Raw genomic sequence first — 21,528 nt, 5'->3', positions numbered from 1 at the left:
CGATTCCCATGGCCACGCAATCTTCCCGACCCTCCCGCAGCGGCGTCACGGCAGCCCGGCTGCTGATCCAACCCGAACCCACCTGCGCCCGTTTCGCACGCCAACCCATCATCGACGGCTCCGTCGAGCCGATGGGACAGGAGCTGTGCTTCCGCTGGAATGCCGGCTGGCGCCGCGCGCCGCCGCCCAGCGCCTACGCGACCAGCCTGCTACTCAGCCAGGCCTTGCTGGACGGTGGCATCGCGCATCGCCGCCCCGGCTGCCTGTTCGTCGAGATGGACGCTGCGACCCTGCTCAGTCCGATCGGGGATGTGCTGTGCGGCCCGCTGGGCGCGATCCAGATCCCTGTCGGGGTGCCGGTCCAGGAGACGCTGACCCGGCGCATCGCGCAACTGCATGCGCGCGGCTACCGCTTCGCGCTGGCGGGCGTGGTGACCCCGGACGATCCGCGGACCGTCTGGCTGCCGATGGTGTCGTTCGTGAAGCTGGATGTGTCGCTCGCGCCGGTGAACGCCTGGGCCCCGGTCCAGGAACTCGCACGCCAGGCCGGCGCGATGCTGATCGCCGACCGCATGACCGAGTCGGGGGACTATCTGCGCCTCAAGGCGCTGGGGGTGCGCTACTTTCAGGGCGATCTGCTGATGCCGCCCCAGGAGGAATCGCCCCGGGCGTTGCCGAGCTGCGACCTCGACGTGCTGGGACGGCTGTTCCGGCTGATGCGCCATGGCGTGCCGCCTGAGGGGTTGGCCATGACCGCGTCCTCGGACCCGGCACTGGTGATCCGCCTGTTGATGCTGTACCGCCTGCATGCCGGACGCGACCGTCCCCCGGCGACCCTGACCGAGACGCTGGCCGGACTGCCGGAGCCGGTGCTGACCGGCTGGCTGCACGTGCTGCGCAGCAGCACCTTCGACCTGACGCCCAGCACCCAGAGCTGGTCCCACGCGGTGCGGGAACAGATCCACAACTACCGTGCCCGGCTGATCGGCGCGCGCGTGTGCTGCAGCCCCGCCGAACTGGAGGCGAAGGTCTTCGATCTCTATCGGCGGCTCTGCACGCGCGAGCCTGCCGCGCCGACGCACTGGCCTCTGGGCGATCCGTCCGGGAAGGGCTGAGCGCGCGAGGCGTCGGCGATGGGGCCGAAACGAAGAAGCCCCGCATCGCATGGCTTCCAGGAATGGGTGCCAACCGGAACGGTCAGTGGATCGGTTCGTCCGGTCCCGGCCCGGCGGCAAGGCCGGTGGCGACGGTGAATCCCGAGTCGCCCAGCGAGCCGGCTTCCAGCTCTTCCTCGGTGGCTTCGCGCACGTCGTGCACCGTCACGTGGATGCGCAGGCCCACGCCCGCCAGCGGATGGTTGCCGTCCAGGACGATGTGTTCCGGATAGACCTCGGTCACCGTGTAGATGCGGTCGGCCGGCATGTCCGGCGTCGACGCGCCTTCAGGCAGTCCTTCGAACTGCATGCCGACGTCGACGCCCTCCGGGAAGACGTCGCGCGGCTCGAAACAGACCAGGTCGCTGTCGTAGTCGCCGAACGCATCCTCGGGCTCGAGCGCCACGCTGACCTCGTCGCCGGCGAGCTTGTCGACCAGCGCTTCCTCGACCTTCGTGAACAGGTCCTGGCCGCCGTAGAAGAACTCCATCGGCGGGTCCAGCACCTCGACGGATTGGCCTTGGGCGTCCTCGAGTCTCCAGGTCAGGGAGACGACGCAGGGGGCAGTGATTTGCATCGCGCAATTCTCTCAGACAATGCGCGCCCATGAGCTCCAAGTCCAAGTCCCCCCAGACGGCCCCAGCCCCTTCGGTCCGCGCCAGACGTTCCAGCAATGCAGGGTCCGTTGCCGATGCCGCCGGCACTTCCGGCATCGACATCGCCGCAACGCTGCCCTTGCTCGGCGGCCTCAGCCCGGCGCAGTTCATGAAGGGCCATTGGCAGAAGCAGCCGCTGCTCGTGCGCCAGGCGCTGCCGGGTGTGGTGCCGCCGATTGATCGCGCCGGCCTGGCCCGCCTGGCGGCCAGCGACGAGGTGGAGTCCCGCCTCGTCGCCCAGCAGGACGGCGGCCGCTGGTCCATGCGCCAGGGGCCGATCGCCAAGCTGCCCGCCTGGAGCAAGCCGCAATGGACCTTGCTGGTGCAGGGGCTGGACCTGCACGTCGAGGCGGCGCAGGCGCTGCTGAGCCGCTTCCGCTTCATCCCGGAGGCGCGCCTGGACGACCTGATGCTGTCCTACGCCAGCGAGGGCGGCGGGGTCGGTCCGCATTTCGATTCCTACGACGTCTTCCTGATCCAGGTGAGCGGGCGCCGCCACTGGCGCATCGGACGCCTGGGCGTGTCGACCTCCGGCGCGCTGCGCGAGGACCTGCCGCTGAAGGTGCTGTCCGACTTCGAGCCCGAACAGGAGTTCGTGCTCGAACCCGGCGACATGCTCTACCTGCCGCCCGGCTGGGCGCACGACGGCGTGGCGGTCGGCGGCGCCTGCATGACGGCCTCGGTGGGCTTCCGTTCGCCGTGGCGCAGCGAGCTGGCCAATGAACTGCTGGTCCGCCTGACCGACGACGAGGAAGCGCCGCGCGGCGACCGGATGTACATGGACCCGCGCCAGGCGGCCACCGGCGAGCCGGGACGCATTCCTGAGGCGCTCACGACCTTCGCGCGCGAAGCGGTGTTGAAGGCGGTCGCACAACCGCTGGCGTTGGAACGCGCGCTCGGCGAGGCGCTCACCGAGCCCAAGCCGAAGGTCTTCTTCGAGCCCGGGGGCGCGTTGCCGGCAGGGCAGGCCGCGCGCTTGAGCGCCCGCACCCGCATGCTGTACGACGCCGCGCATGTCTTCATCAACGGACAATCGTTCCGGGCCGGCGGGCGCGATGCGACGCTGATGCGCCGGATGGCGGACCGCCGCGCGCTGTCAGCGGCCGATGTCGCGAAGCTGAGCGACGGCGCACGCGACTTGCTGGACCAATGGACCGAGGACGGTTGGGTGCTGCCCGGCTGATCGCCCCCGCCTGGCACCGCTCATCCGCATCCTCATCGGAGCCTTCGCCGGACTTCTCGCCGCGTTCCTCGCCGGATCCGGCTCCCCCATCGACAAGGAGCTCGTCATGCCCCCGGAAACCACACGCCCGGAAACCACGCCTGCTGAAGATCTCCAGCCTCGACTTGTGGAATCGCCCGAGGAAGTCCGGCAAATGCTGCGGCAAGCGCTGCAGCGGGCGGCGGAGCAGGGCGGGCGGGAGTTGTGCTGGATGGACCCGGATTTCGCTGAGTGGCCACTCTCCGAGGCCGGACTGCTGGACGCGCTCCATCGCTGGGCGCTTCCGCACCGCCGCTTGCGGCTGCTGGCGAACACCGACTACGAGACGCTGCGCCGCGTCCATCCTCGTTTCGTCCAGTGGCGCCAGACGCACGATCACGTGGTGCAGGCGCGCGCGTTCGATCCGGCCGACCTCGCTGAGCGCAGCACTCCCGCGCCCATGGGGCTTCTGCTGGCACCCGGATTGCTGACATTGAAGTTGTGGACACCGGCCCGGGCCTCACTTTCGCTGCATGACGCCCGGGAAGAAGCCATGGCTCGCGAGTGGTTTGACGCTATTGAGCAACGGTCTGCCGACTCGTTCGCCAGCAGCACCCTAGGCTTGTAAGGAGATTACAAACTGGTGGCTATAATCATTGGCTAGGCGAGGGAAGCGCTCGAGGTTTCTCGCGTCTTGGTCTGCTGAAGTTGTACTTGTCATCTGGTACGACTTCATTAATTACCGGTAATTGATTGTTCGTCTAAAAGTTACTTGAGGACAAGTATGAAAAAGTCGATCCTGTTGGCCTCCCTGCTGGCCGTTGTTGCCCTGACCGCTTGCGGCAAGAAGGAAGAAGTCGTCGCCCCCGTGGCGACCCCGGCTCCGGAAGCTTCGGCTCCCGCCATGGAAGCCTCGGCCCCGGCCGTGGAAGCTTCGGCTGCCGCTTCCGACGCTGCTGCGCCCGCTTCGGCCGCCAGCAACTAAGACGATTCACTCGTCCAGAGAAAGCCGCAAGGGTTCGCCCTTGCGGCTTTTTCTTTGCCTGCGGCAGGCTGGGCCTCCGCACGTCCGCTGGTATTAGAGTGGAGTTTCTCCAGCCTTGACCAGGCGAATGAGGACCTCTCTCGCACTGAATGCCCGTCAATGAAAAACGCCACCTCGACGGTGGCGTTTTGTTTTGCGCAAACTGATGGCGTACGGTGGTCCGCCATCGAGAGAGATCAGCGCACGTCTTCCATCAGCAGTTGAAGGATGCGCTTGGCCATTTCGTTGGTCTGCTGCTGGCCCTTGTCGTCCAGGATCATGACGGTCGAGCTCGTGCCCTCGGTCTTGACCGACACGCGGTAACGCACCGCCGTGGACGCACTGGTCGCGCCGAACAGGCGCTGGAAGAAGTTGGGTTCTTCCTTGCCGGCCTGGTTGGGGTCGGCGTAGCGCAGGAAGAACAGGCCCTGCTTGCGGTCCCGGTCCTCGATCGTGAAACCGTGGCGGTCCAGCGACTGGCCGACACGGCGCCAGGCGCGGTCGAAGTCCTCGTTGATCTTCAGCTGATCCGGCACGTCCGCCAGCGAACGCGGCGCGTTGCCACGCGGCGCCTCGGCGAAGGACGGCGCTGGCTGCTGCGCGGTGGCGACCAGGGTCTTGGCGTCTTCTTCCTTGCCGCCGAGCTTGAGCATCAGGCGCGAGGTCATCTCGGCTTCCAGCTCCGGGTCGGACGGGCGCGGCTGCCAGCCGGTCTCGTCGCGCTGCGAGTTCGTGTAGACCTCGACCAGGCCGCGGTGCGTGACGTAGATGTCGGTGCCGCCCTGGTCGTTGCGCTCCAACCGGGTGCGGTACTTGTCGCGCTCGCCGGTGGAGTACAGCGAATCCAGCAGCGAACCCAGCGTCTTGCGGATGAAGTCCTGCGGCAGCTTGGCCTTGTTCTCGGCCCAGTTGGTTTCCATCAGGCCGACGTTCTGGTCCTCGGTCTCGATGGTGAAGCCGCGGTCCTGCCAGAAGCTCTTGACCTGCGGCCAGACCTGCTCGGGCGGCAGGGCGCTGTGCAGCCAGCGGGCGTTGCCCAGGCGGTGGAATTCGATCGTGCCGGCCTTGTCCAGCGCGACGGGCGCGCCCGCGGTTGCGACGGCCTGGCGCTGCGCGTTCGGCTGCGCGGCCATCTGCGCGGCGCTGATCGGGCCGGTGGGACGGTTCTCCTTGGGCAGCTGCGTCAGGTCCGGCGGCACGTCCAGACCGGTGGTCTGCTTGGCCTGGGTGCGGTAGTCGACCTTGTCGCTGCTGGTGATGCTCTCGAACGTGCTGCACGCCGTCAGCGAGGCCAGCGCCATCAGGCAGGCCACGCGCACTGGAGTGGGCGCGCCGGATTCAGAAAGGGAACGAGTCACGCTGGAGATCTCCGAGGTAGGTCGGTGCGGCCCGCGGCCGCTGAAGGAAAAGGGGGCGGCCGGCGCGCGCCGGCCGGCAGTGATTAGAGCAGGCCGGCGTCGCGCATGGCGCCTTCGACCAGATCCTGGCCGGCGGGGGTCAGCGGCGTCAGCGGCAGGCGCAGGTTGTTGGGGCAGCGGCCCAGCTTGTTCAGGGCCCACTTGCTCGGGGCGGGACTGGGTTCGCAGAACAGCTGCTTGTGCAGCGGCAGCAGCTGGAAGTGGAGCACGGTGGCCTCGCGCACGCGGCCCTCGATCGCGGCCATGCACATCTCGTGCATCGCCTTGGGCGCGATGTTGGCGGTGACGCTGACGGAGCCGCGGCCGCCCATGAGCATCATCGCGATGGCGGTCGCGTCGTCGCCGGAGTAGATGCTGAACCCCTGCGGGGCGTGCTTGATCAGCCAGGCGGCGCGCTCGACGTTGCCGGTCGCGTCCTTGATGCCGAACACGCCGGGCAGCGAGGCGCAGCGCAGCGTGGTCTCCACCGACATGTCCGCCACCGTGCGGCCGGGCACGTTGTACAGCATCATCGGGATGTCGACCGCCTCGGCGATCGCCTTGAAGTGCTGGTAGATGCCTTCCTGCGAAGGCTTGTTGTAGTAGGGGACGACCGACAGCGTGGCATCGGCGCCGACCTGCTTGGCGAAGCGGCTCAGCTCGACGGCTTCGGCGGTGGCGTTGGCGCCGGTGCCGGCCAGGACCGGCTTGCGACCCTTGACGTGCTCGACCGCGACGCGGATCACTTCGCGGTTCTCTTCCATCGTGACGGTCGGGGACTCGCCGGTCGTGCCGACGACGCCGATGACGTCCGTGCCCTGGTCGATGTGCCAGTCGATCAGGCTGCGCAGCCCATCGAAGTCGATGCGGCCGTCTTCATGCATCGGCGTGACCAGCGCGACGATGCTGCCAACAATTGCGTTCATTGAGGATTCCTCTGGATCGGCGGATTCTACTGAAGCGCCGGAGCGCTTCCGGGCCTGCGCGCTCAGCGCAGCCGGTATCTGGGGTAGACCCCAGGCGGCGTGGCGTCGGCGGGCCGGTTCCCGCGAACCGCAGCAACGCGCTGCACATACCGGCCGTTGACGGCGCCGCCCCCGGCGTTGGAGGGCTCCGCCTCGATGAAGCCGTCCTCATAGGCGATCACGCGCAGGCCGGCGGCGGCGGTCAGCAGCTCGCCGGGCGTCAGCAGGAAATCCGGATTGGCGGGCCGGCCCACCGTCTGTTGTCCATCGGTAAAGGTCTCGTAAATCAGCCAGCCGCCGGGCGCGACGGCCTCGACGACGCGTGGCAGCAGCGGCCGCCACAGGTAGTTGGTGACGAGCACCACGTCGAACACGCGGTCCGCCAGCGGCCAGGGGCCTTGCTCGATGTCGGCCTCGATGAGCTCGAGGCGGTCGGAGAGCCCGGCGAGCGTCGTCAACGTCGCCAACGCCGCCGCGTCGCGGTCGACGCCGGTGACGGCCACGCCTTCGCCCGCCAGCAGCCGCAGATGGCGGCCCGAGCCGCAGGCCAGGTCCAGGGCGGTGACGCCGTCGCGGTCGCGCCAGGCCTGCGCCCAGCGCAGCACCCAGTCGCTGGGGTAGGAGGCGCCGTGGAGGGCGCTGCCGGGGAGGGAGGACATGCTCATGCGGGTCGTTGTTCCTTCTTGAGGGCCTTCATCGCCATGCGGTCGACCATGGCCGGCGCCAGCAGCTTGAGCCAGCGGCCCAGCTTGCCCTTGGCGGTCATGACGATGTCGCGCTCGCGCGCCAGCGTGCCGTCGAGGATCAGTCTGGCGCATTCCTGGACCGGCATCGCGCCGCGTTCGTCGAGGCTGCTCAGCCCCGACGCCGTCCCCTGCGCATTGAAGCCGCGATAGCGGATCTGCGTGTCCACGACGCCCGGGTAGGCGATGGTCACGCTGACGCCGCTGGCGGCGACCTCGGTGCGCAGCGCCTCGAAGAAGCCGGTCATGGCGAACTTGCTGGCGCTGTAGGCGGTTCGGCCCGGGATGCCCAGCAGCCCGGCCAGGCTGGAGACCGCGACGATGCGGCCCCGGCTGGCCTTGAGCGCCGGCAGCGCGGCCTGCGTGCACCAGGCTGAGCCCCACAGGTTGATCTGCATCAGGCGCTGGTACCAGGCCAGGTCCTTGACCTGGTCGAACAGCGCATGCGCCGACATGCCGGCGTTGTTGACCAGCACGTCGATCGCGCCGAAGGCGCCCAGCGTCGTGCGCACCAGTTCCTGGCAGTCCTCCTGCGACTCGACGTCGCAGCGCTGCACGCGGGTGTGGGCGCCGAGCGTTTCGCATTCCGCCGCCACCTTCTCGAGCTTGTCGACGCTGCGCGCCGCCAGCACGAGCGAGAGCTTGGCGCCTTCGCGCCGCGCCCATTGACGCGCCAGTTCGGCGCCGATGCCGTCGGAGGCGCCGGTGATGATCACGACCATGTTGTCTCCGTTGTCGATGCGCTCGTGGCGCTGGTTGTCGCTGTCGTATCCGTGGTCAGAATGAAAGTCGGGGCAGGGTCCGGACCAGGACCAGGATCAGAAGCAGGCCCAGATCGCGTCACCCAGTTGCTGCATCAGCGAAGGCTGTGTGTAGGCCAGGAAGACGAGCGCCAGGACAGCGCAGGCGACGAGCCACGCCAGGATCCGCCAGAGCCCGTGCCGCATCATGCTGGATCACGCCGTGGCCGGCACCGCACGCCGCGGGATCGCGGTCTCGCGCACCGGCAGGTTGGCCACCATCGCCATGACGCCCAGCGCGATCGCCAGGTACCAGACGACGTCGTAGGAGCCCGTCGCGTCATACAGCTTGCCGCCCAGCCACACGCCCAGGAAGCTGCCGATCTGGTGGCTGAAGAACACGAAGCCGCCCAGCATCGACATGTGCTGTACGCCGAAGATCTGCGCCACGATGGCGTTGGTCGGCGGCACGGTGGACAGCCACAGCACGCCCATCACCGCGGCGAAGACGTAGACGCTCGTCGGCGTCAGCGGCACGTTCAGGAAGATGATGATCGCGATCGAGCGCAGCAGGTAGATGCCCGACAGCAGGTAGCGCTTGGGGACCTTCTGACCCAGCGTGCCCGCGGCGTAGGTGCCGAAGACGTTGAACAGGCCGATCAGCGCCAGCGCATTGGTCGCGACCTGGGGCGTCAGGCCGTGATCCTTCAGGTAGCTCGGCATGTGCACGCCGATGAAGACGACCTGGAAGCCGCAGACGAAGTAGCCCAGCATCAGCAGCTGGAAGCTGCGGTAGCCGAAGGCCTCGCGCAGCGCCTGGCCGATGCTCTGGTGATGGGCGCCGTGGGCGGCGTCGCGCGCCGGCTCGCGCAGGCCGAAGGCCAGCGGCACGATCAGGCAGGCGGCGATCGCCAGCACGAACAGCGCGTTCTGCCAGCCGTTGTAGCCGATCAGCCAGTTCTCGACCGGCACCATCAGGAACTGTCCGAAGGAGCCCGCCGCCGCCGCGACGCCCATGGCCCAGGACCGTTTCTCCGCGGAGACGTTGCGGCTGATGACGCCATAGATGACCGCGTAGGTGGTGCCCGACTGGGCCAGCCCGATCAGTACCCCGGCGCTGCCGAGGAAGCCGGCGGTCGAGGTCGACACCGCCATCAGCGCCAGCCCCGCGGCATAGAGCAGGGCGCCGGCGATCAGCACCCGCAGCGCGCCGAAGCGGTCGGCCAGCATGCCGGCGAACGGGCCGGCCGCGCCCCAGGCGATGTTCTGGACGGCCAGGGCCAGGGAGAAGGCTTCGCGGGTCCAGCCGCGGTCCATGGTCACCGGGGTGAGCCACAGGCCGAAGCCGTGGCGGATGCCCATCGACAGCGTGACGATCGCGGCGCCGCAGATCAGCACCTGCCGCATCGACAGCGTGCGGGAAGAAGAAGGGGGAACGGGGAGCGCGCTCATCCGGTCAATGTACCGGCTGGTGGCGGGTCTCAGCGCGTGCCGCTCTTGGATGCGGGTTTCCCCGATGACTTCTTCTTGGCGGACGCCTTGCTGGTCGACTTGGCCGTGGACTTGGCGCTCGACTTCCTGCCGGAGGCCTTCTTGTCGGCGCCGGCGGCGGAGTTCAGCGCGTTGTTCTCTTCGCCGGCGGTGGCGGCGACGTCGTCCAGCTGCGTCAGCACGCGGCCCTGCTTGATGCGCAGGATCGGCTTGTCCAGGGCATCGAGGTCCTCCAGCGGATTGCCGATCAGCACCAGGAAGCTGGCCTCGCAGCCGGGCTGGAAGCAGCCGAGCTTGCGCTGCGGGAACAGGGCCTTGGGCGTCTCGACCGTGGCCAGGCGCAGCAGCGCGGTCTTGTCGAGCACGCCCAGCTGGTCGAGGTGATGCACCTCGCTCAGCGCGTTGCCGGTGAACAGGTCGGAGCCGACCAGCAGCCGCGCGCCGGCGGTCTTGAGCCGCTCCAGGTTCTGCTTCTGCACGGCCTCGATGCGAGCCAGCAGTTCCGGCGCGGGCTGGAACAGCCGCGTCGCGACCGTCGCGGTGACGATGCCGATCTTCTTCTCGGCGGCCAGCGCGGCCACGTCCGGGGGAATCAGATGGGTTTCAGGCTCCTCGCCGTGCTGCGGGAAGTAGCCCGGCAGCTCGGCGATGAAGTCGGCGCCGGCGCGCACGGCGGCGGCGAAGTCGGCGGCGCTCTCGATGTGGACGACGACGCGGCGCTCTTCCGCGTGCGCGCGGCGGACCACCTCGGCCACGACCTCGGGCGTCACGCCCAGCCGGCCGCGCTGGTCGGGCACGTGGCGCAGCTCCGGGCGGTCGTGGTAGCTCATGATGACCTTGATCAGGTCGCTGTGGCGGCCGGAGATCAGCGGCCACTTCTGTCCGACCTGCTCGGCCGTGTCCATGATCAGCACCGCCTTGTCGACGATCTGGTCCATCGCCATCGGCGGCGTGCCGGACTGCAGCATCGCCAGCGGCTGGCCGTCGGACGAGGTGATGCAGGCGGTGGCGAACAGCACGTCCGGCGTCTCCATCTGCGAAATCCTGGCGCGGATGGGCTCGACCGCCGCCGGATCGGCGCACAGCATCGCCGCGTAGAACACGCCGTCGCGCAGGTAATCCTGACCGAACTTGTCCAGCCCCCAGGCGCTCTGCAGGTTGTGGTTGTGCGCGTCGGCGAGCGGCGCCACCAGCGTCTGGCCCCGCAGTTCCATCAGCCGGTTGACCTTGCGGGGGCGCTTCTGGACAAAGCGGCCATCCTCGACGTAAAGCGTGCCGCTCTGCAGCTTCTCGCCATCGAACCAACGGGCGTGGCGCAGTTCCATGGCCATCTCCGGACTGGCCTTGAAGTCGTCGGCCAGGGCCTGGCCCGCTCCGAGGAGGGAGGAGAGCGCCAGCGAGAGGGGGCCCAGGGCAGCCAGGCGAGCCAGCAGCGGGCGGAGTGGGCGGTGCAGGAGCGACATCGGGCCGGTCGGTCGGGGGCGTGCAGACAAGCGGCGGATGCTACGACAGCGCTCCCATGCCGGCGGGGCTCGATCGGTAACCGGAAGTGCGGGACGGTATGCGCCGTGCGGCCTGCGCGCGCGGGAGGTGGGGGACGGGTACGGGGGGGGCTTTCGACCAGGGGGAAACCCCCATGGGAACGACCCCTGCCGGCAGGCGTCCGGAAGCGTCGCCGACGCTGCATAGAATCCCGCCCCATGGCAACCAAAGCAGTCACTTCCACCGGCAAGGCGCCGGGCAACGAACCGGGCGGTTATGGCGAAGGCTCGATCCGCGTCCTCAAGGGATTGGAGCCCGTCAAGCAGCGCCCGGGCATGTACACCCGCACCGACAACCCCCTGCACGTCATCCAGGAGGTGATCGACAACGCGGCCGACGAGGCGCTGGCCGGTCACGGCAAGCGCATCGCCGTCACCCAGCACACCGATGGCTCGATCACCGTCGAGGACGACGGACGCGGCATCCCCTACGGCCTGCATCCCGAAGAGGGCGTGTCGGTCGTCGAGATCGTCTTCACCCGGCTGCATGCCGGCGGCAAGTTCGACAAGGGCTCGGGCGGCGCCTACAGCTTCTCGGGCGGCCTGCACGGCGTCGGCGTGTCGGTGACCAACGCCCTGGCCAAGCGGCTGCAGGTGACCGTCTACCGTGAGGGGCAGGTCGCGACCTTGGCCTTCTCGGGCGGCGACGTCATCGAACCCGTCGCCACGCGCAAGGCCGAGCCCAAGACGGGCGACCGCAAGCAGGGCACGACGGTGCGCGTCTGGCCCGACGGCAAGTATTTCGAGAGCGCCGACCTGCCCAAGGGCGAACTGGTGCACCTGCTGCGTTCCAAGGCCGTGCTGATGCCCGGCGTCACGGTCACGCTGACGCAGGAGAAGACCGGCGAGACGCAGACCTGGACCTACAAGGGCGGCCTGCGCGACTACCTGATGCAGGCGCTGCCGGCCGATCCGCTGATCCCGCTGTTCGAGGGCGAGCAGTTCGCGACCGCCTCCGAGAGCGAGAACTTCGCCGAGGGCGAGGGCGCCAGCTGGTGCGTGGCCTTCACCGAGGAGGGCCAGGTCATGCGCGAGAGCTACGTGAACCTGATCCCGACGGTGGCCGGCGGCACGCACGAGTCCGGCCTGAAGGACGGCCTGTTCGGCGCGATCAAGGGCTTCATCGAGATGCACGCGCTGGCGCCCAAGGGCGTCAAGCTGATGGCGGAGGATGTGTTCTCGCGCGCCAGCTTCGTGCTGTCGGCCAAGGTGCTGGATCCGCAGTTCCAGGGGCAGACCAAGGAGCGGTTGAACTCGCGCGACGCGCTGCGGCTGGTGTCCGCCTTCGTGAAGCCGGCGCTGGAGTTGTGGCTCAACCAGCACGTCGAGCACGGCAAGAAACTGGCCGAACTCGTCATCAAGCAGGCGCAGACGCGCCAGCGCGCGGCGCAGAAGGTCGAGAAGCGCAAGAGCTCCGGCGTGGCGGTGCTGCCCGGCAAGCTGACCGACTGCGAAAGCACCGACCTGCTGCACAACGAGCTCTTCCTGGTCGAGGGCGACTCCGCCGGCGGCTCCGCGAAGCTGGGCCGCGACAAGGAGACGCAGGCCATCCTGCCGCTGCGCGGCAAGGTGCTCAACGCCTGGGAGGTCGAGCGCGACCGTCTGTTCGCCAACAACGAGATCCACGACATCTCCGTGGCCATCGGCGTCGACCCGCACGGCAAGAACGACGAGCCGGACCTGTCCGGCCTGCGCTACGGGAAGATCTGCATCCTCTCGGACGCGGACGTCGACGGCGCCCACATCCAGGTGCTGTTGCTGACGCTGTTCTTCCGCCACTTCCCCAAGCTGATCGCCACCGGCCACGTGTACGTGGCGCGCCCGCCGCTGTTCCGCGTGGACGCGCCGGCGCGCGGCAAGAAGCCGGCGGCCAAGCTCTACGCGCTGGACGAGGGCGAGCAGACCGCCATCCTGGACAAGCTGCGCAAGGAGGGCGCGCGCGAAGGCAGTTGGAGCATCAGCCGCTTCAAGGGCCTGGGCGAGATGAACGCCGAGCAGCTCTGGGACACGACGCTGAACCCGGAGACGCGCCGCCTGCTGCAGGTGCAGTACGGCGAGCTCGACTTCGGCGACACCGAGGGCGCCATCAACAAGCTGATGGGCAAGGGCGAGGCCGCGGCGCGTCGCGAGCTGATGGAGCTCCACGGCGACGCCATCGAGGTCGACGTCTAAACCCCGGACCGCGCCATGCTGGAACATCGCGTCACGCTTCGCCCCACGATGCTGTCCGACCTGGACTTCGTCGTCGGCGTGGAGCAGGACGCGGGCAACCGGCCCTTCATCACCCCGTGGGAACGCACGCAGCACGAAGGCGCCGTCCGGTTTCCGGACGCGCGGCATTTCATCGTGGAACTGGACGCCGGACGCGCCGGTTTCGTGATCCTGCAGGGCTGCCGCAATCCCAACCGTTCGGTGGAGCTCAAGCGCATCGTGCTCGGCCCGAAAGGGCAGGGCGTCGGTCGGCTGTGCGTGCGGCTGCTCAAGAAGATGGCGTTCACGCAGCTGGGCGCGCATCGCTTCTGGCTGGACGTGAAGGGCCGCAACACCCGGGCCCAGTCGCTGTACCGCAGCGAGGGCTTCGTCGAGGAAGGCCGGCTGCGCGAGTGCGTGCGGGCCGAGGTGTTGCCCGGGGCGGACGGCGCCCAGTCAGGCAAGGACGGGGATCGTGACGAGAGCGCCGGCTTCGACGACCTGATCGTGATGTCGCTGCTCAAGCGCGAGTACGAAGCGCGCGTCGCGCAGGGGCTGGAGGCGGCATGAGCCACGGTCGCCCCCCTTCCGGCGGACGCGTTCTGCGCAAGCGGCTGGCGCTGAGCATCGCCGTGGCCTTCGCCGCGAAGATGTCGCCGGCGCATGCCGAGCTGTGGGGCTATGTGGACGCCGACGGCATCGCGCATTTCGCGCCGGTGCAGATGGACAGCCGGTTTCAGCCGGTGATGTCGCCGCTGAGCGGCATCCGTCGCGTGCCGGGGAAGACCGACCACGGCCAGCGCATGCTGACCTGGCTGGACATCGCGCCCGAGGTCAAGGCCGTGCAGCCGTATCTGCGCGAGGCTGCGGCCGCGACCGGCATCGATGCGGACCTGCTGAAGGCGATCATCGCGGTGGAGTCGGGCTTCAAGCCGGATGCGGTGTCGCCGCGGGGCGCGACCGGCCTGATGCAGATCACCGCGGCGACGGCGCAGCGCTACGCGACGCCGGACGAACTGAGGCGCGTCGGCTATCTCCAGGATCCGCGCACCAACGTGCTGATCGGCGCGCGCATGCTGGCAGACCTGACGCGTCGTTTCGGGCGTCTGGACGCGGCGCTGGCGGCCTGGAACGCCGGCGAGGGCGCGGTGCGTCGCGCGGGCGGCCACATGCCCGACATCGACGAGACGCAGGCGCACGTCCACCTGGTGATGGAGCTCTACTGGGCGCTGCTGCAGCGCAGCCTCGGCAGTCGGGCCAGGCAATTGACGATGGTCGCCGCGCCGCTCGAATAGCGATCGGCGACCGACGGATTCCGGGGCAGCAGCGTCCCCGGAGCGTTCCCAGGAACGTTCCCCAAGACATTCGCAAGAAGATTCGTACGACCGGCGCAGGCCGGCATGAGAGAGATGACCCAAGAGACCTTTGATTTCGAGAACCCGAACGGACCGCCGAACGGACCTGGCGGCCCGGGCGGGCAGGCCCCGTCGGGCGACGCACTGACGCTGGCGCAGTACGCGCAGCAGGCCTACCTGGAGTACGCGCTGTCGGTCGTGAAGGGCCGGGCGCTGCCCTCCTACAGCGACGGCCAGAAGCCGGTGCAGCGGCGCATCCTGTTCACGATGGAGCGGCTCGGCCTGGGCTTCACCGGCGCGACGGGCGCCAAGGCGGTCAAGAGCGCCCGCGTGGTCGGCGAGGTGCTCGGCAAGTACCACCCGCACGGCGACCAGGCCGCGTACGACGCGATGGTGCGCATGGCGCAGGACTTCAGCCAGCGTTACCCGCTGGTCGACGGCCAGGGCAACTTCGGCAGCCGCGACGGCGACAACGCCGCCGCGATGCGGTACACGGAAGCGCGGCTGTCGCTGTATTCGCGTCTGCTGCTGGACGAGCTCGACATGGGCACGGTCGACTTCCAGCCCAACTACGACGGCTCCGAGAACGAGCCGCGCGAGCTGCCCGCGCGGCTGCCCTTCGTGCTGCTGAACGGTGCCTCCGGCATCGCGGTGGGCATGGCCACCGAGATCCCCAGCCACAACCTGCGCGAGGTCGCCGAGGCGGCCGTGCTGCTGCTCAAGCGCCCGGATGCGAGCGACGACGAGCTCTTCGGCGTGATCAAGGGTCCGGACTATCCGGGCGGCGGCCAGCTGATCAGCTCGGCGGACGAGATCCGCGCGGCCTACAGCAGCGGTCGGGGCAGCCTGAAGGTGCGCGCGCGCTGGAAGATCGAGGACCTGGCCCGCGGCCAGTGGCAGCTGGTGGTGACCGAGCTGCCGCAGGGCGTCAGCACGGCCAAGGTGCTGGAAGAGATCGAGGAACTGACCAACCCCAAGGTCAAGACCGGCAAGAAGACGGTGACGCCGGAGCAGCTGCAGCTCAAGGGCGCGATGCTGGCGGTGCTGGACAAGGCCCGCGACGAGTCCAACAAGGACGCGCCGGTGCGCCTGGTCTTCGAGCCCAAGAGCCGCACGGTCGACCAGCAGGACTTCATCAACACGCTGCTGGCGCAGACGAGCCTGGAGACGACGGCGCCGCTGAACATGACCATGGTCGGCGACGACGGCCGGCCGACGCAGAAGAACCTGCGCAAGATCCTGACCGAGTGGATCGGCTTCCGGCTGAACACGGTGACGCGGCGCACGCAGCATCGACTGGACAAGGTCCGCGACCGCATCCACATCCTGGAAGGCCGCCACGAGATCCTGCTCCACATCGACGAGGTCATCGCGCTCATCCGCCATTCGGATGAACCGAAGCCCGCGCTGATCGAGCGCTTCAAGCTGAGCGAGCGCCAGGCCGAGGACATCCTCGAGATCCGGCTGCGTCAGCTGGCGCGGCTGGAGTTCATCAAGATCGAGCAGGAGCTCAAGACCCTGCGCGAGGAAGCCGGCAAGCTCGAGGAGATCCTGTCCAGCCCGTCGGTGCTGCGCCGCACGGTGGTCAAGGAGATCGAGGCCGACGCCAAGCAGTACGGCGACGACCGCCGCACCGAGATCAAGGAAGACAAGCGGGCGGTGGCCGAGGTGCGCATCGTCGACGAGCCGGTGACGGTGGTCGTCAGCCTGAAGGGCTGGGTGCGCGCACTCAAGGGCCATGAGGTGGATCCGGCGGCGCTGGCCTTCAAGTCGGGCGATTCGCTGTACGGCGTGTTCCCGTGCCGCAGCGTCGATCCGCTGGTGGTGCTGGGCACCAATGGCCGGGCGTACTCGGTGCCGGTCTCGGCGCTGCCGGGCGGCCGCGGCGACGGCCAGCCGATCACCACGCTGATCGAGCTGGAGTCCGGCACCCAGATCGCGCATTACTACGCCGCCGCGGCGACGCAGAAGCTGCTGCTGGCCGGCACCGGCGGCTTCGGCCTGGTGGCCGAGGTCGGCGACCTGGTCGGCCGCCAGAAGGCGGGCAAGAGCTTCCTGAGCCTGGAAGGCGAGGAACGTCCGCTGCCGCCGTCGGTGGTGCCGGCCGGAGCGGCTGCGGCGAAGGGAGAGGCGGGCGCCGTGCAGGTCGCCTGCCTGACGATGGCCGGCCGCCTGCTGACCTTCGCGATCGACGAGCTCAAGCACCAGCCCAAGGGCGGTCGCGGCCTGACCCTGATCGACCTGGACGCGAAGGACGCGCTGGTGAGCATCGCGGCGTTCACGAACCTGCTGATGGTCAGCGGCACTGTCCGCGGCGGCAAGGCCAAGGAGGAACCGCTGCGCAACGCGGCCCTGGCTGCCTACGCCGGCAAGCGCGCCAAGAAGGGCAAGGCCTGCGACGTGATGACCAAGCCGATGCGCGTCACGGCGGGCTGACCGCCGCCGGTGCCTCCCCCGGCGGCACCGGCGTCAGCCTCATCAGCGGGCTGCCGCCCAGACGGTTGACGATGCCACGCTCCAGAGGACGAGACCGTTCGACGGATTGGCAGTCGAACTTCGACAACAGGTCGATCAGGAACAGCGCCGAATCGGCGACGGCGAGGAAGCGCCCGGGACACCGGTTCCGGCCAAGGAAAAAGACTTTCATGACGTCGTCGTGGCGCTGGTTGAGCACTTCCAGTGCCGGACGCCCGTCCTCGCCGAGCTGTCGGCGCAGGCCGTCGACCTGCTGCGCCTGCATGCCTTCGACGTCGAAGATCACGGCGTCCCCACGACGCAGCTGGTGGCGCGTACCCGCGCCGTCTTCGTCGCCCTCGGTGAAGGTCGTCGCATCGACGACGTCCCGGGACACGATGCCCACCGGGCTATGGGCGAGCATGACCGGGATCAACGTCGCCAGGGTCGGACACAGGAGCAGTTGGGACACGCCCGCTGCCCCGGTTGGAAAGTCTGCATCGATCATCTGGCGCAGGGCGCGCAGCTCGTCCGGATGTCGCTGGAAATGATCGAGCGTCCGCTCAATGAGGTTGGCCGTGGTGAACAGCGAGGCGGCGAGGTTCATCGCCGCGTCGATCAAGGCCTCCTTCGGGAAAACGGTCGATTCCCCGACACCGGCGGGGTCGATCCCATGCCGTTTGAGCGCGCGCAGCGCGAGGGTGTCCTCCAGTCCGTGGCGGGCGGCTCCGGCCACCAGCATCCTTCTGCCGGCCTCATGGAACTCCAGGGCCGCCCGTCGGGCCTCCTTCCCCATCCAGGCAGCGGTCCAGGGAAGGTTGGCGGCCAGCGCGGTCTTGGCCATTGAAGTGGCTTCCCGATGCAGCGCGTCCACGCCGCGTCGGAACACCGCCACTTCCGAGCGGAGATCCACGTCGACACCCGTGATGGCGCGCGCGCCGACATCGAAGAGGTAGCGCAGGATGACATCGTGCATGTCCACGGGCGCCTCCGGGGCGCCGGCGACGACCCGGCCCACTTCCTCCACCGCCTTGCAGGCCCGGGCTGCGATCTCGGGAGTCAGGGCATCGATCTGCACTTGCCTCAAAAGCCGCGTGGCCTCCCCGCCACGGCGTGAATGCGGCTTGCCATGAGGCATCAGGAACAAGGTGCCGGGTCCGAAGATCGAGCGCAGGAGATGGACGCCGTTGCCGCGATCGAGCGCCGGATTCCTGGCAAGTCGTTGCATGGCGCCCTGGTCGCGGACAAAGAACAGCCGCTGGCCGCCGGGCAGTTCTTCAATGCAGGTCGCGGCGCCCTCGGGCAGACGGCGAACGGTTTCTGATGGATGCGACGTCAGCACGCGACGAAGCGCGGCGCATTGATCAAGGATCTGGTCGAAGGGCATGGGAGGCGCGCAGGAGAAGGATGCTCGTGTGTGCCACCGGACGCGTCCGGTGTTCAGCGTGCCGCTCCAAGCGGCGTGCCCGGTGCTTGACCGAGAGGGACAAGGGAGGGGACAAAACCTGGCCCCCGTCCCCTGCGGCAGCGACAAGCCGGTGACGCACCGCAACAAAAGTCGCCAGTTCGCACAGGACTGATACGAATGCTGCGGTGCAAACTCCGTCACGAATCAACTCGATGGACGGGATGGGCATGAAACTGAAATCTCTCGTGCTGGCGCTGGGCGCCGCACTGATCGCCGGCGCCGCGGGCGCCACGACCCTGGACGCGGTGGCGGTGACCACCACCTCGACGCCGGCAGGCAGCAGCTTCGCCGACATCGTGCTCGGTTCGTTCACGTTGACGCAGGCGTCGGATGTGACCGGCTCGGTGCTGGCCGCGACCACCGTGGGCTTCGGCAACGGGCAGACCTTGCCGCTGCAGTCGGTGAGCTTCAGCTTCGCGGGCCTGAACGGCCTGACCGACCTGGATGCGAGCGCCTCCGGCTTCCACTACGCCAACCTGGCCGCGGGCACGTACCAGCTGCTGGCCAGCGGCACGCTGAGCGGCCCCGGCTTCGGCGGCATCGCGGTGCTGTCGACGACGCTCAACGTCACCGCCGCGGCCGTCGTGCCGGAACCCGCCACCTATGCGCTGATGCTGGCCGGCATCGCCGGGATCGGCTTCCTGGCGCGCCGTCGCCTGAGCTGAGCCGGGAACGGGCACCGGCACGGGCTCGCCGCAAGGTGGCCCGTCTGCATCGTCGCCTCGACGCCTACCCTGGCCTGGCCGGGGTGCTCGTCATGGCGGCGGCCCCTCGTCGGAGGCATCCGGGGGAATGCGCAGGCGCAGGCTCGAGCTGCCGGACAAGCGGTCGACCAGCCCGTGGATCCGCGACCTGGGGCCATCCTCCCATGCGCCATCCACGCGCGAGATGACGGCCATCAGGAAGAGCAGCGAGTCGGCCGCCTCCGCCAGTTGCCGGGCGAGATCCGGCACGGTCGAGCCCATGAATCCGGACGTCGCGCTCGCACGATGGAGCAGGTCGGAAGCGAACGTGTACATGAGGCCTCTCCGGTGAAGGGCCCCGTTGTCCGGCCTTGGCGGACACGGTTCGTCGTGGCTCGTCCGCCGGATGACGGTGGATCTCAGGCGGATCTCAGGCGGATCTCAGGCGGATGTCAGCCTGCGGCGCCCGGGGATCCCGGCCACAGCGGCCTCAGCCAGCGCGGTCGCCACGACAGCGTCGCCGCGATGGTCGCCGCCGCGCCCGCGAGCAGCATCAGCCAGACCAGCGCCGCCATCGACGGGTGATCTGCCCGCAGGCACAGTCCGAGCGACAGTGCCAGCGCCAGCGCGCCGGCCACGCGCAGATTCCGGGCCGTCGACGCCTTGGGCGCCGCTTCGCCGTAGACCTGCTCCCAGTGGGTGTCCATGGCCAGGGCCAGCCAGCCGAAGCCCAGCACGGCGTTCACGGCGGCGGCGCTCAGCAGTACGACGGGCTCAGCCATGACGGACGCCTGCGGTCTTGAGCGCGGACGGCGAAGCAGGCTCCGCCGACACCGTTCGCCTGGCCCGTTGAGTCAGCTTCCCGGCGGCGAAAAGCGCGACGGCCGCTGTCGCGATCAGGCTCAAGTCCACCCCGGCCACCGGCCAATACCCGGTCGACAGCGTCTTGACGAGGTGGTCGCCCGTCGTGAGCGCGTTCGCGACCACCGCGGAGGCCGCGCCGCCGGCGATCACCCAGCATTGTTCGCGCCAGGCCGGATTCATCTTCGCCTGCGCGACCGCGCCGCCACGGACGAAGGCGTGCACCATCGCCAGCGCCCAGGCTCCCCAGAAGACGTTGCGTTCCCACTGGCCCTTGTCGGCGAGCGACTCCGGCAGCAGCCGGTTGGCGATCAGCATCGCCATCGTCGCGACCAGCATGCCGGTGACCGTCGTCACCGCCAGCGCGTCGACGACGCGGCTGCCCTGGCCGCCCGCCTTGGCGTGCTGCTGCTTGCGCTTCTCGACGAAGAACAGGAAGCCGGTCGCGATGCAGACGCAGCCCAGCAGCCCGCCCAGCACGTAGAGCCAGCGGAGCAGCCAGTGCCGGAAGTGCTGCAGGTGCAGCCCGGTGAGGAACTCGTTGACGCTGTCGACGGCGGTGCGCGGCGGATCCTCGCGCAGCAGTTCGCCGGTGGTCGCCTTGAAGTGGATGCCTTCGCCGGTCAGCGCGACGCGGTCGGTGCCGGCGCGATACACGCTCACATAGGCGTTGGCGTCGCCGACGTGCTGCAGGTTGACGAAGCCCACGTCGCCGGCCATGCCCTTGACGGCCCAGCGCCGCTGCGCCTCGGCCACCATCGCGTCCACCGACGCCAGCGGCGCGGCAACGCCGGCACGTTCGTGCGGCAGGCCGGTCTCCTGCGCCTCCACCCGCTCGTGCAGGTCGTGCAGGTCATGCAACTGCGTGTGCGCGACCGGGAAGTAGATGCCGGCGAAGATCACCAGCCCCGTGAAGGCGAAGAAGAAGTGGAAGGGCAGCGCCACGACGCCGGTCAGGTTGTGCAGGTCCAGCGCGCTGCGCTGCACGGTCTTGTTGCGGCGGAAGGTGAAGAACTCGCGGAAGATCTTGCGGTGCATCACCACCCCGCTGACCAGCGCCGCGAGCATCATGAGTGCCGAGAAACCGACGATCCAGTAGCCCAGGTCCTTCCAGGTGAGATGCAGGCTGTAATGCAGCGGATAGAAGAACTCGCTGCCGATGCGCAATTGCCCCTGCGGCAGCACCGCGCCGTTGCGCGGATCGAGCGCATGGACCGCGAACACCGTTTCATCCGGATCCTTCGCGTTCGGGACCTTGAAGCCGGCGAACACCGACACCACCGGGTCGCGGTGCGTCGTGTACGCGCCCCAGCTGCTGACGTCGTCGAAGCGCGCCGGGAGCGGACCGTTGACGCGACCCTCGAGCAGTGCGACGGCTTCCTTGGCCGGCTGCATCTTCTCGAACGCGGGTTTGAGGATCTGGTCGAAGGAGGGCATCGGCTGCGGGTCGAAGCGCGAGGACGGGATCGCCCAGCGGTCGATCTCGCGGTCGAAGACCGACAGCGAACCGAAGAAGAACACGACCACCAGCACGAAGCCCAGCACCAGGCCGAACCAGGTGTGCAGCCAGGCCATCGAGAGCCGGAAATTCTGGAACACGGTCCG

Annotated in this window: 21 protein-coding genes; 9 read left to right on the top strand and 12 right to left on the bottom strand. The window is 68.8% G+C overall.

The features are described 5' to 3' along the window. Positions 1-8 precede the first annotated feature (8 nt). Positions 9-1,115 carry a hypothetical protein gene (locus tag PV762_RS22705; RefSeq protein WP_421037238.1) on the top strand — a complete coding sequence of 369 codons (1,107 nt, stop codon included), beginning with the start codon at positions 9-11 and terminating at the stop codon, positions 1,113-1,115. Positions 1,116-1,197: 82 nt separating this feature from the next. On the opposite strand, the gene PV762_RS22700 is transcribed toward PV762_RS22705, so the two are convergent. Continuing rightward, entirely contained in the window at positions 1,198-1,731 is a 534-nt protein-coding gene (locus PV762_RS22700; RefSeq protein ID WP_421037237.1) for an FKBP-type peptidyl-prolyl cis-trans isomerase, read from the bottom strand. Between the two features lie 134 nt (positions 1,732-1,865). On the opposite strand from PV762_RS22700, the gene PV762_RS22695 reads away from it, so the two are divergent. The 3 genes from PV762_RS22695 to PV762_RS22685 all read left to right on the top strand — a co-directional run bounded on the left by PV762_RS22695 (position 1,866) and on the right by PV762_RS22685 (position 3,996). Beyond that, positions 1,866-2,993, top strand: a complete 1,128-nt coding sequence (locus PV762_RS22695) for a JmjC domain-containing protein (RefSeq protein ID WP_421037292.1) — start codon at positions 1,866-1,868, stop codon at positions 2,991-2,993. A gap of 106 nt (positions 2,994-3,099) precedes the next feature. Beyond that, positions 3,100-3,639 carry a hypothetical protein gene (locus tag PV762_RS22690; RefSeq protein ID WP_421037236.1) on the top strand — a complete coding sequence of 180 codons (540 nt, stop codon included), beginning with the start codon at positions 3,100-3,102 and terminating at the stop codon, positions 3,637-3,639. A 156-nt stretch (positions 3,640-3,795) separates the two neighbouring features. Beyond that, positions 3,796-3,996 (top strand): hypothetical protein, encoded by a 201-nt coding sequence (locus PV762_RS22685; RefSeq protein ID WP_421037235.1) that lies wholly within the window; start codon positions 3,796-3,798, stop codon positions 3,994-3,996. 236 nt (positions 3,997-4,232) lie between these two features. On the opposite strand, the gene bamC is transcribed toward PV762_RS22685, so the two are convergent. The 7 genes from bamC to PV762_RS22650 all read right to left on the bottom strand — a co-directional run bounded on the left by bamC (position 4,233) and on the right by PV762_RS22650 (position 10,834). After that, entirely contained in the window at positions 4,233-5,393 is a 1,161-nt protein-coding gene (bamC, locus tag PV762_RS22680) for an outer membrane protein assembly factor BamC (protein ID WP_421037234.1), read from the bottom strand. 83 nt (positions 5,394-5,476) lie between these two features. After that, the gene (dapA, locus tag PV762_RS22675) at positions 5,477-6,358 is read right to left on the bottom strand and encodes a 4-hydroxy-tetrahydrodipicolinate synthase (RefSeq protein ID WP_421037233.1); all 882 of its coding nucleotides are present in this window, start codon (positions 6,356-6,358) and stop codon (positions 5,477-5,479) included. A gap of 62 nt (positions 6,359-6,420) precedes the next feature. Continuing rightward, positions 6,421-7,062 (bottom strand): class I SAM-dependent methyltransferase, encoded by a 642-nt coding sequence (locus tag PV762_RS22670; RefSeq protein ID WP_421037232.1) that lies wholly within the window; start codon positions 7,060-7,062, stop codon positions 6,421-6,423. Continuing rightward, positions 7,059-7,862 carry an SDR family oxidoreductase gene (locus PV762_RS22665; protein ID WP_421037231.1) on the bottom strand — a complete coding sequence of 268 codons (804 nt, stop codon included), beginning with the start codon at positions 7,860-7,862 and terminating at the stop codon, positions 7,059-7,061. The genes PV762_RS22670 and PV762_RS22665 overlap by 4 nt, the downstream gene beginning before the upstream one ends. 96 nt (positions 7,863-7,958) lie before the next feature. Next, positions 7,959-8,090, bottom strand: coding sequence for a hypothetical protein (locus PV762_RS22660; RefSeq protein WP_421037230.1), 132 nt, complete (start codon positions 8,088-8,090; stop codon positions 7,959-7,961). A gap of 6 nt (positions 8,091-8,096) precedes the next feature. Further along, positions 8,097-9,332: an MFS transporter gene (locus PV762_RS22655; protein ID WP_421037229.1), complete on the bottom strand. Its 1,236-nt coding sequence runs from the start codon at positions 9,330-9,332 to the stop codon at positions 8,097-8,099. 29 nt (positions 9,333-9,361) lie between these two features. Then, positions 9,362-10,834: an amidohydrolase family protein gene (locus tag PV762_RS22650; protein WP_421037228.1), complete on the bottom strand. Its 1,473-nt coding sequence runs from the start codon at positions 10,832-10,834 to the stop codon at positions 9,362-9,364. A gap of 237 nt (positions 10,835-11,071) precedes the next feature. Between PV762_RS22650 and PV762_RS22645 the strand changes: the two genes are divergently transcribed. The 4 genes from PV762_RS22645 (at position 11,072) to parC (ending at position 16,893) form a co-directional block, all read left to right on the top strand. Further along, positions 11,072-13,084 (top strand): DNA topoisomerase IV subunit B, encoded by a 2,013-nt coding sequence (locus tag PV762_RS22645; protein WP_421037227.1) that lies wholly within the window; start codon positions 11,072-11,074, stop codon positions 13,082-13,084. Positions 13,085-13,099: 15 nt separating this feature from the next. Next, positions 13,100-13,672, top strand: a complete 573-nt coding sequence (locus PV762_RS22640; RefSeq protein WP_421037226.1) for a GNAT family N-acetyltransferase — start codon at positions 13,100-13,102, stop codon at positions 13,670-13,672. Continuing rightward, a complete protein-coding gene (locus PV762_RS22635; protein ID WP_421037225.1) occupies positions 13,669-14,397 on the top strand; it encodes a lytic transglycosylase domain-containing protein in 729 nt (242 codons plus the stop codon). Before PV762_RS22640 ends, PV762_RS22635 begins: the two co-directional genes overlap by 4 nt. Before the next feature lie 105 nt (positions 14,398-14,502). Next, entirely contained in the window at positions 14,503-16,893 is a 2,391-nt protein-coding gene (gene parC, locus PV762_RS22630; protein ID WP_421037224.1) for a DNA topoisomerase IV subunit A, read from the top strand. On the opposite strand, the gene PV762_RS22625 is transcribed toward parC, so the two are convergent. Next, the gene (locus PV762_RS22625) at positions 16,880-18,298 is read right to left on the bottom strand and encodes a hypothetical protein (protein WP_421037223.1); all 1,419 of its coding nucleotides are present in this window, start codon (positions 18,296-18,298) and stop codon (positions 16,880-16,882) included. The two genes, parC and PV762_RS22625, sit on opposite strands and share 14 nt — an antisense overlap. Positions 18,299-18,546: 248 nt before the next feature. Between PV762_RS22625 and PV762_RS22620 the strand changes: the two genes are divergently transcribed. Next, positions 18,547-19,044: an FxDxF family PEP-CTERM protein gene (locus PV762_RS22620; protein WP_421037222.1), complete on the top strand. Its 498-nt coding sequence runs from the start codon at positions 18,547-18,549 to the stop codon at positions 19,042-19,044. Positions 19,045-19,134: 90 nt separating this feature from the next. Here the strand turns inward: PV762_RS22620 and PV762_RS22615 are convergent, their stop codons facing one another. From PV762_RS22615 to PV762_RS22605, 3 genes are all read right to left on the bottom strand, one after another. Then, positions 19,135-19,398, bottom strand: coding sequence for a hypothetical protein (locus PV762_RS22615; RefSeq protein ID WP_421037221.1), 264 nt, complete (start codon positions 19,396-19,398; stop codon positions 19,135-19,137). A gap of 116 nt (positions 19,399-19,514) precedes the next feature. Next, positions 19,515-19,844, bottom strand: coding sequence for a DUF3325 domain-containing protein (locus PV762_RS22610; RefSeq protein ID WP_421037220.1), 330 nt, complete (start codon positions 19,842-19,844; stop codon positions 19,515-19,517). Continuing rightward, the gene (locus PV762_RS22605; RefSeq protein ID WP_421037219.1) at positions 19,837-21,522 is read right to left on the bottom strand and encodes a PepSY-associated TM helix domain-containing protein; all 1,686 of its coding nucleotides are present in this window, start codon (positions 21,520-21,522) and stop codon (positions 19,837-19,839) included. The genes PV762_RS22610 and PV762_RS22605 overlap by 8 nt, the downstream gene beginning before the upstream one ends. Positions 21,523-21,528 lie beyond the last annotated feature (6 nt).

This window comes from Mitsuaria sp. CC2 (assembly GCF_048957715.1).
In the GTDB taxonomy this organism is placed as follows: Bacteria; Pseudomonadota; Gammaproteobacteria; order Burkholderiales; family Burkholderiaceae_C; genus Roseateles.
This window is presented reverse-complemented; position numbering and strand designations above follow the sequence as displayed.